This is a genomic window from Sulfuricurvum sp. MLSB (assembly GCF_000747095.1).
Lineage (GTDB): Bacteria > Campylobacterota > Campylobacteria > Campylobacterales > Sulfurimonadaceae > Sulfuricurvum.
This window is the reverse complement of the sequence record NZ_JQGL01000130.1, coordinates 1-7,874: the sequence shown is the minus strand read 5'-3', so window position 1 is coordinate 7,874 and position 7,874 is coordinate 1. Positions and strand designations below refer to the sequence as shown.

Here is a 7,874-nt window from a genome sequence, read left to right as displayed (position 1 = left end):
TCATGGCCAGATCGTTACACGTCCCACACACGGCAAGCTTGCCGATGTCCGCCCCTGCAAAAAACAGCGGACTCACCGTAAAGCTGTCCGTCGTCATTGCCCACTTTCCGATCACCGCCGCGTCTTCGCTCCGCTCCAGTATCTCGTTTTTAAAGGCTTTATAAAAGACCTTTTTGATCAGGTCGTTGTTCTCTCCGCCGCCGTTGCCTTGGGCTAACGTAATCGTTTTTGTCATACCAGATTCCCGTATTTGTAATAGGCGGCGCACGCCCCCTCGGAGCTGACCATACAACTTCCCACAGGGCTGGTCGGTTTACACGCGGTGCCGAAGATGGAACACTGCGGCGGGGAGGCTTTGCCTTTTAGGATGTCGCCGCAGATGCAGAGTTTGTGATCGTCAATCTCCTCTTTGGGGAGCACGGCATCGTAAATTTTTTCGGCATTGTAGCGATCGTACTCGCTTCGCAGCCCCATCCCGCTTTGGGGTATATCACCTAGACCGCGCCAGCGAAAATCGACTTGTTGGAAATATTTGTCCACCATCGCTTGGGCTTTGAGGTTCCCCTCGCGCGTCACGGCGCGTTTGTACTCCACCTCTAGAAGGCATCGTCCCTCGATGAACTGCTTGACGATCATGCTGATCGATTGCATGACGTCCACCGGCTCGAATCCGCTCACGACGACGGGTTTGCCCCAATCTCGCGGGAACTCCTCGTAGATTTTACTGCCACTGATGACGCTGACGTGTGAAGGTCCCAAAAACGCATCGATGATGCACGCCTCGTCGCTGATCAATGCGCGCATCGGTGCGGGTACCGTGACATGGTTGACGTGCAGGAGGATGTTGGGGATGTTTTGCCGAATCACCGTATCGAGCAGCGCAGCGGTCATCGGGGTCGTCGTCTCAAATCCGATGGCGAAGAAGATCACCGTTTTGTCGGGATTCTCTTGGGCGATTTTGAGACAATCCAGCGGCGAATAGACGAAACGGACATCCGCACCCTTGCTCCGGGCGTCTTGGAGGCTTCCGTTGCTGCCGGGGACTTTGATCATGTCACCCAGCGTTACCAAGATGACGTTGTCTTGCATGCTCAGAACATAGGCGTGGTCGATCCGTTCTTTGGGCATGATGCATACCGGACATCCCGGACCGTGGACGAAGCGGATGTTCTGGGGCAACAACTGCAAAATGCCGTATTTCATGATCGTGTGGGTATGCCCGCCGCACACCTCCATGATGTTGATCGGATGTGTGAGCTTTTTGGCATCCTCGGCAATGATCTTGGCATACGCTTTGATCGTATCGGCGTTACGGAAATCATCGTAGAGGTTTTTGAGTTCCAATCCCATCTCAGACTCCGCCGTTCGGACAGTTCTCGGCCTCTTCGATGGCGGCAAGGCGCTCTTGCTCGTCCATTACATCCAGTATCTCTTTGTAGACCCTCAGCGATTCGAGGGCGTCCTCTTCATCGATCTTGTTCATGATGAAGCCGATGTGCAGCAGGACGTAATCCCCTACCTTTATCGAATCCTCTTCCATCAGATCCAGCCCGGCGGTGCGCTGAACCCCCATCGTATCGACGGTGGCGGTGTTGGTTTCGGGGTCGATTTTCACCACTTTTGAAGGGATGGAGAGACACATGTCAATTCCTCATGCTTTTTTTAAACTCGATCCATCGGATGACTTGACGGATGCTTTCATCGTCTTTGGTGGAAACTTCGAGAATATCGACTCCCGGTTTGAGACGGCGTGCCGTCTCTTTGGCGCGATCCGCCTCAAAATCGAAATAAGGGAGCAGATCGCATTTGGTGATCAAAATCAAATCGGCGGTGCGAAACATGACCGGATATTTTTCGATCTTGTCTTCCCCTTCCGGAACCGAGACGAGAACGATGTTCAAATGCGCCCCCACATCGTAGCTCGCCGGACAGACGAGATTGCCGACGTTTTCGATAAAACAGACATCCAACTCCGCGATCGGGAGTTCGTGTAACGCCTTGTGCACCATAAACGCGTCCAGATGGCACGCACTCCCCGTTTGAATCTGATAGGCGGCTATCCCCTTGGCTTTGATCCGGTCCGCGTCACGGCTCGTTTCCAGATCCCCTTCGATCACGCCGAATCTGAATTGGGCCAGATCGGCCATTTTCTCCAACAGCGCGGTTTTTCCGCTGCCGGGCGAGCTCATCAGGTTGATGGCCAAAACGCCGTGCGATTCGAAATGTTCCCGATTATGCCCCGCTTCCTGATCGTTTTTATCCAAAATCTTTGTAATGACCGAAATCGTTTTCGGATCGTTGAGTTGAGGGTTGTGGTGAAGGTTCTCATGCGCATGATGGTGTTCATGGGAATGGTGTTCATCGTGGTGATGGTGATCGGTGATCGAGCAGCCGCAGTCTTTACACATTATTTCAGTTTCTCCTAAATCAAGCTAAAAGCATATTGCCGCCGACGATGATCGAGACGGCCCCGACGGTCGCGAACGCCCGGCGTACGTTGCGGATATTGGTCAGAATATCTTTGTTGACCCACCATATTACCCAACCAAAGGCAATAAAGACAACCATCACTCCGGCGATAAAGGCCAGTATCATCGTCGCATCGATGCTTTGGCCTTCCATCATCCCCAGCGTCACGAGCATGCCGCGCACGCCGCCGATCCCCATCAGCATCCCGATGCCCAATGCCGACGTATCGTTAACGCCTTCGTTGTGCGCATGTTCGTCTCCGAACCAGATGTGAACATGGCGTTTGTTGTCATGGATATGAGACCGCAGATGGATTTTGTTCCGGGCGACCATGTAGAGCAGATAGATGCCGATCGAGACGATGACGCTCGAAGCGATAATGTCGCCATACGCCGTGATGCTTTCGGGAATCGCGACGTGTTCGAGCATTTTGGCAAACGCAAACAGCATCAATCCGTGCCCGATTGCGAATGCGCTGACGGTCATAAAGGTTTTCTTCGCATCCCTTCCGATCGAAAAGTCGGCGATGGCCGTCAAATGGTCCGGCCCGAACGCATGCAGAATCCCATACCAAAAAATGACCATCACCCCTATTTCCATCTTTAGTTTCCTTAAATATGAATCATTATTCAGATATTATATTTTTTTAGAATGAAAGTAATCTAAAAAAGGGGATTTCTTATATGGTTTTAGGACTAATAGATGCTACAATGATCGGTATGGAACCGATCGAACAGTGCGTTTATTGTCATCACCGGCTCTATCGTCTCAGCGACGGAATGGTCAAGTGCCCATCGTGTCGAAAAAAATACAGTCTCCAAAAAATTCGGACCGATCTTTCCGTCATCACCGCATTTTGTGACGGGGCGAGCGCATCCGCGGCGGCGCGGGCTTTGCGGCTCAATTACATTACGGTCAAAAAACGGTACGACCTTTTGCGCACGCTGATTACCGAGCATCTGGAAACGCGCTATCAAAACCGCGCTGAGGCTATCGGAGAATACGAAGAGTACATCTACCTCGAGGCGGCGAAACGGCATGACCAACGCCATATCTTCGATGCGCACAACTTCATCACGTTCGATTACGGCGGTTGGATATACACCCTCATGATGCCCTCATTGCACCGCTACAAGCACCAGTTTTTAGAAGACAATCTGCACGACGCCTATTATCAGGAGTTCACGAAGTTCCTCCGGCTCAACCGTATCGCCAAACTTCAAAAACAAAACAATCAGATCACAAAATTCTGGGGATTTTTCGAGTCGTTTATCCTGAGTTATCGGGGCGTCGAGTCAGAGCATTTCATCTATTATCTCAAAGAGGCGGAATTCAAATTCAACTATCCCGAAGCCGAACGTCACGACGTACTCCGCCGGCTGTGGCTGGAGGCCAAAGATTAAAGGTTGTGTATTCCCCACCACGCCTGCCCAAGGGCGATCCCTCCGTCGTTGAGCGGGGTGCGCTGCTGGGCGTAAAAACGGCCCGACCCGAAACGATCATACAATCGGCTCATCAGCGCGCGATTTTGAAACACTCCTCCCCCCGCCACAATCGGCAGCTGCGGATAGCGTTCGCTGAACCCGGCAATGATCTGTACGACGGTTGCGATAAAACGGCTGGCGATCAGACGTTTGGCATTTTTTTCGGAGGAAAGACTGACGATCTCCTCTATCATCGCGACGACATCGATCGCTTCTGCACTCAAATCAAGCGTAAACGGCTCCGCAATCGATCCGTCGACATACCCTTCCATGATAAGCCCCCCCTGCCCCTCATAATCAAGACTCTGGACAAATCCCCCAAGCGAAGCGACGGCATCGAACAACCGTCCCATCGAGCTGCTCAGAGGAGAATTCAGTTTTTTGGCCCACATGTGGTGAAGTTGCCGAATCTCATGCGGCAAAAATGCCGCAACCGTCGGAATATCCATCGACAGAACCTCATCGATGGTATAGCGTTCAAACAATAGCGACAGCGCTATTCGTCGCGGCTCTTTGATGGCTTTGTCACCCCCCAGAAGAGCAAACGGCTTTACAAAACCGATGCGCTTATACGCGTGGGCATCGGCGAGGATCACTTCTCCTCCCCAGAGCATGCCGTTGTCCCCGTAACCCGTTCCGTCAAACGCAAACCCGAGCACCTTTTCGGTAAGGCCGTATTCGCCCATACATGCCAGTATGTGCGCGTAATGGTGCTGAATGCCGACCCTTGTTTTTTTCCGCTCCGCCGCGTACCTTGTTGATGAATAAAACGGATGTTCATCATGCATAATAACCGCAGGATCGCAATCGTAAAAGCGTTCCAGCGTATGAACGCTGCGCTCGAAATACTCATCGGCTTCGATGCTCCCAAGATCGCCGACATGTCCTCCGAGAACGAGGTTATATCGGGTTCCCAGCGCCACGGCGCTTTTTTGGTGTGCTCCGACCGCCAAAAGGGCTTTTCCCAGCGGACGGGTCAGAGCCAATGTGCAAGGGGCATATCCGCGCCCCATCCGCAACATCACCGTTTTGCCCGCCGCAATCTGTACGACCGCATCGTCCAGAGCATTGACGATGCTGCGGTCATGATCCAAAATTCCGTCGACGATATTTCCCAAACGACTGATGATCTCTTCGCGGCGGAGGATGATCGGTTCATCGCTGATATTGGCGCTGGTCGCGACAAGCGGACGATCGATCCGGTCAAAAATCAGACGATGCAGCGGCGTATAGGGCAGATAAACTCCGATCCGCCCTATTCCCGGAGCGATGGAGGGGGCAAGGTCGTTTTGCGGCTTTGCATCGACGATCACGATCGGCTTGAGCGTCCCGGTAATAAGGGTTCTTTCGCCATCGTTTATCCGTGCACACGATTCGAGTTGCTCGAGCGAGCCGAACATCACGGCAAACGGTTTGGCGCGGCGGCGCTTGCGAAGGCGCAGTTCCTGCACGGCCGATTCGGAGGTCGCATCGCACATCAGATGAAACCCTCCCAACCCTTTGAGAGCGATAATTTTCCCGGCTTTGAGCATCTCAACCGCCACGGCGATCGGATCGCCTTCAGCTTCGATAAACGGGCTTTTTTCATCTGCTCTCATCCAAAATGATAATTGTGGACCACACTTAGGACAAGAAATCGGTTCGGCATGGAAACGGCGTGAATGCGGATCGGTGTATTCAGCCCGACAGGCATCGCACATCGCAAAATGTTTCATTGAGGTGCGTACACGGTCGTACGGGGGAATTTGGATGATCGTGTAACGCGGGCCGCAGTCGGTACAGTTGATAAACGGATAACGGTATCGGCGGTTCTTTGGATCGCGCATCTCCTGCTCGCACGCAGGGCATAAAGCACTGTCAAGAGGGATGACAGCTCCCGCTTCTGTGCTGATGCTTTGACGGATCTCAAAATCGTCGTATCCGATCGGCAAATTTTCGGCGGCATCGATCGAATCGATCCTCGCCTGTGGAGGCAGATCGTCTCGGAGCGCGTCCATAAAGCCGCGCAGACGGCTCCCTTCGGCATCGATCAATACACCTTCGGAGGTGTTGATCACAAACCCTTTGACGCCGTGCCGTTTGGCCGTCCGATACACGAAAGGACGAAATCCTACCCCCTGCACGATGCCCCGGACAGTAATAAGAAGACGTTTAGAGATAGATCCCTCCGACGACCCCATTTTCCCTCCCGATCGGAAAACTCCGCGCTAAAACCGGCGGCGTATTTTTCAGATTGCGCGTAACGCGGCTGTACAGACTTTGATTGGCGAAACCGCTACCGCACAAAACGATGTGCTCTGCTTTGGAACGGTTTTTGAGCTCAGTAAGTATATCACTGAAATAATCTCCCAGCGACTCGAAAACGGAATAGCACAGAAGACTCGTCGGAACGTCCGCGATTTTATAACTGATGATGCTTGCCAGAAAAGCGATCGTGTCAAAGCGGTTGTCACGCAGTTTCGTATCGATCTGAAGCCCTCCCTTTCCGACGAACTTCAGAGCCTCTTTTACCAGCGCGTTCATGCCGGGGTCTTTGAGCTCCATAATCGCAGCAGCCGCTTCAAACAAATCGCACGATGAATCCTCGATCGTCTCCAGCGCCGCATACAAAGACGGGTGGCGGCTTTTGAGATTCTCTATCAGCCTGTTCGATCCTTCCCGCAGCGATCCGATCCGCTCTATGAGGTTTGCAGACGTAAACGGCTCGGAGGGAATTACCCGCGTGATATGCTCCCCCTTGGTGTACAAAAATGTGATCGTTTCGTCGAAGTACGCGCAGACCGCACTTTTCCCCCGCAGGGAATGTTCACTCAAAACCGCCATGAAGGATGCCGTATCCTGATCGATCCAGTGTAGATTTCCGTGGGTGAAAGAGAGTTTTTCCCCCGCAAGGGCGTTGACTTTCGAGGTCGTCGTCCCCCCCAGATGTTCCGGACGGTCGATCAACATCCGATCCCCTTCGCGAACTGCCGCCAGAGCGTGGGCGAAACTCGCCACATCCGCCGCCGGCGCGACGTACGCCGGAAAACTCCCACGTTCTCCGTGTGCGACGAACCGGACATCTTTGTTGAGAAACAGACGCATCGGCGATTGGGTATTGATTGCAAGATCGTAATCGATACTGAGATCGGCATCCGATTCGGCGTCCGATTCGACATACGCGACCGCATCGATTCCACGTTCGAGAAGTTCGCGCCCGAGCAAGAGGCTGAATCCCTCATCGGGATATTGCACATCCACGGTATCGCCTACCTCGGCTTTTAACGTCTCGTCTCTCACCGCCACATGCAAAATTGGCCTCTCGATCGATAAAAGCGCATTAAATTCCTCATCGATCAGGGAAAAAAGCGCCATGATTTTAGACGCATTGATCGCCATAACCGTCGATGAAACGCCAAACCGGCCGGTTCGGAAAAACGTCCGTATTCCCATTGTCGTTTTGATACGTACTTTTTTTCCCTCGACAATTGCTTGGGCCGCCGTTTCAAAAAGGGTTTTAAAACGCATCGCATTGTCGGCATGCCGTACCGAATCCCCCTCGGACAACGTGACGCTGAGCGCGCATTCATGACATCCGATTTGAGGGTAAGCGACACGAAACGGATTCGACAAGAGCTCTTCGCGGCACGCGGCACACGGTTCAATAAAACGCAATGCCGTATTCTCCCGCACGTACGGATAGTGCTCGAAAAACGCATACTGTCCGCCGCAATTCGTACAGGAGGTAAAGGGATAATAATATCGGCGGGAAGCGGGATCGAACATCTCTTTCTGACACCGGGGGCACATCCCGATCCCCAGCGGCAGACGATCCAAAAATTCGGGCACGCCATCAATGACAGAATCATCGAAACGGTGGTTGCTCCCCCGCATAAAAACCGATGCCGGGAGGAGTTCCCCCATCGCGTCAAACGCCTCCTG

Annotated in this window: 7 protein-coding genes and 1 pseudogene; 1 reads left to right on the top strand and 7 read right to left on the bottom strand. The window is 53.0% G+C overall.

Annotated elements, in window-relative coordinates:
* The 5 genes from JU82_RS09100 to JU82_RS09080 form a co-directional block, all read right to left on the bottom strand.
* On the bottom strand, positions 1-235 hold a 235-nt coding region (locus JU82_RS09100), incomplete at its 3' end, for an AIR synthase related protein (protein WP_037949635.1).
* Positions 232-1,350 carry a hydrogenase formation protein HypD gene (hypD, locus tag JU82_RS09095; protein WP_037949633.1) on the bottom strand — a complete coding sequence of 373 codons (1,119 nt, stop codon included), beginning with the start codon at positions 1,348-1,350 and terminating at the stop codon, positions 232-234. The genes JU82_RS09100 and hypD, both read right to left, overlap by 4 nt.
* Before the next feature lies 1 nt (position 1,351).
* Positions 1,352-1,642, bottom strand: coding sequence for a HypC/HybG/HupF family hydrogenase formation chaperone (locus tag JU82_RS09090; protein ID WP_037949632.1), 291 nt, complete (start codon positions 1,640-1,642; stop codon positions 1,352-1,354).
* Between the two features lies 1 nt (position 1,643).
* Positions 1,644-2,408: a hydrogenase nickel incorporation protein HypB gene (gene hypB / locus JU82_RS09085; protein ID WP_037949630.1), complete on the bottom strand. Its 765-nt coding sequence runs from the start codon at positions 2,406-2,408 to the stop codon at positions 1,644-1,646.
* A 19-nt stretch (positions 2,409-2,427) separates the two neighbouring features.
* Positions 2,428-3,069: a hypothetical protein gene (locus JU82_RS09080; protein WP_037949627.1), complete on the bottom strand. Its 642-nt coding sequence runs from the start codon at positions 3,067-3,069 to the stop codon at positions 2,428-2,430.
* A gap of 83 nt (positions 3,070-3,152) precedes the next feature.
* Between JU82_RS09080 and JU82_RS09075 the strand changes: the two genes are divergently transcribed.
* Positions 3,153-3,872: a transposase gene (locus tag JU82_RS09075; protein ID WP_294892716.1), complete on the top strand. Its 720-nt coding sequence runs from the start codon at positions 3,153-3,155 to the stop codon at positions 3,870-3,872.
* Here JU82_RS09075 and hypF read toward each other — a convergent pair.
* Both hypF and JU82_RS09065 read right to left on the bottom strand, forming a co-directional pair.
* A complete protein-coding gene (hypF, locus tag JU82_RS09070) occupies positions 3,869-6,133 on the bottom strand; it encodes a carbamoyltransferase HypF (protein WP_037949625.1) in 2,265 nt (754 codons plus the stop codon). The two genes, JU82_RS09075 and hypF, sit on opposite strands and share 4 nt — an antisense overlap.
* A pseudogene (locus tag JU82_RS09065) lies at positions 6,105-7,874 on the bottom strand (hypothetical protein); the annotation flags it as partial. The gene hypF and the pseudogene JU82_RS09065, both read right to left, overlap by 29 nt.

Bases quoted from the DNA above. Each gene is read 5' to 3' on its own strand.
- hypF (WP_037949625.1), bottom strand. From the start codon at position 6,133: ATGGGGTCGTCGGAGGGATCTATCTCTAAACGTCTTCTTATTACTGTC.
- JU82_RS09075 (WP_294892716.1), top strand. From the start codon at position 3,153: ATGGTTTTAGGACTAATAGATGCTACAATGATCGGTATGGAACCGATC.
- hypD (WP_037949633.1), bottom strand. From the start codon at position 1,350: ATGGGATTGGAACTCAAAAACCTCTACGATGATTTCCGTAACGCCGAT.
- JU82_RS09080 (WP_037949627.1), bottom strand. From the start codon at position 3,069: ATGGAAATAGGGGTGATGGTCATTTTTTGGTATGGGATTCTGCATGCG.
- JU82_RS09090 (WP_037949632.1), bottom strand. From the start codon at position 1,642: ATGTGTCTCTCCATCCCTTCAAAAGTGGTGAAAATCGACCCCGAAACC.
- hypB (WP_037949630.1), bottom strand. From the start codon at position 2,408: ATGTGTAAAGACTGCGGCTGCTCGATCACCGATCACCATCACCACGAT.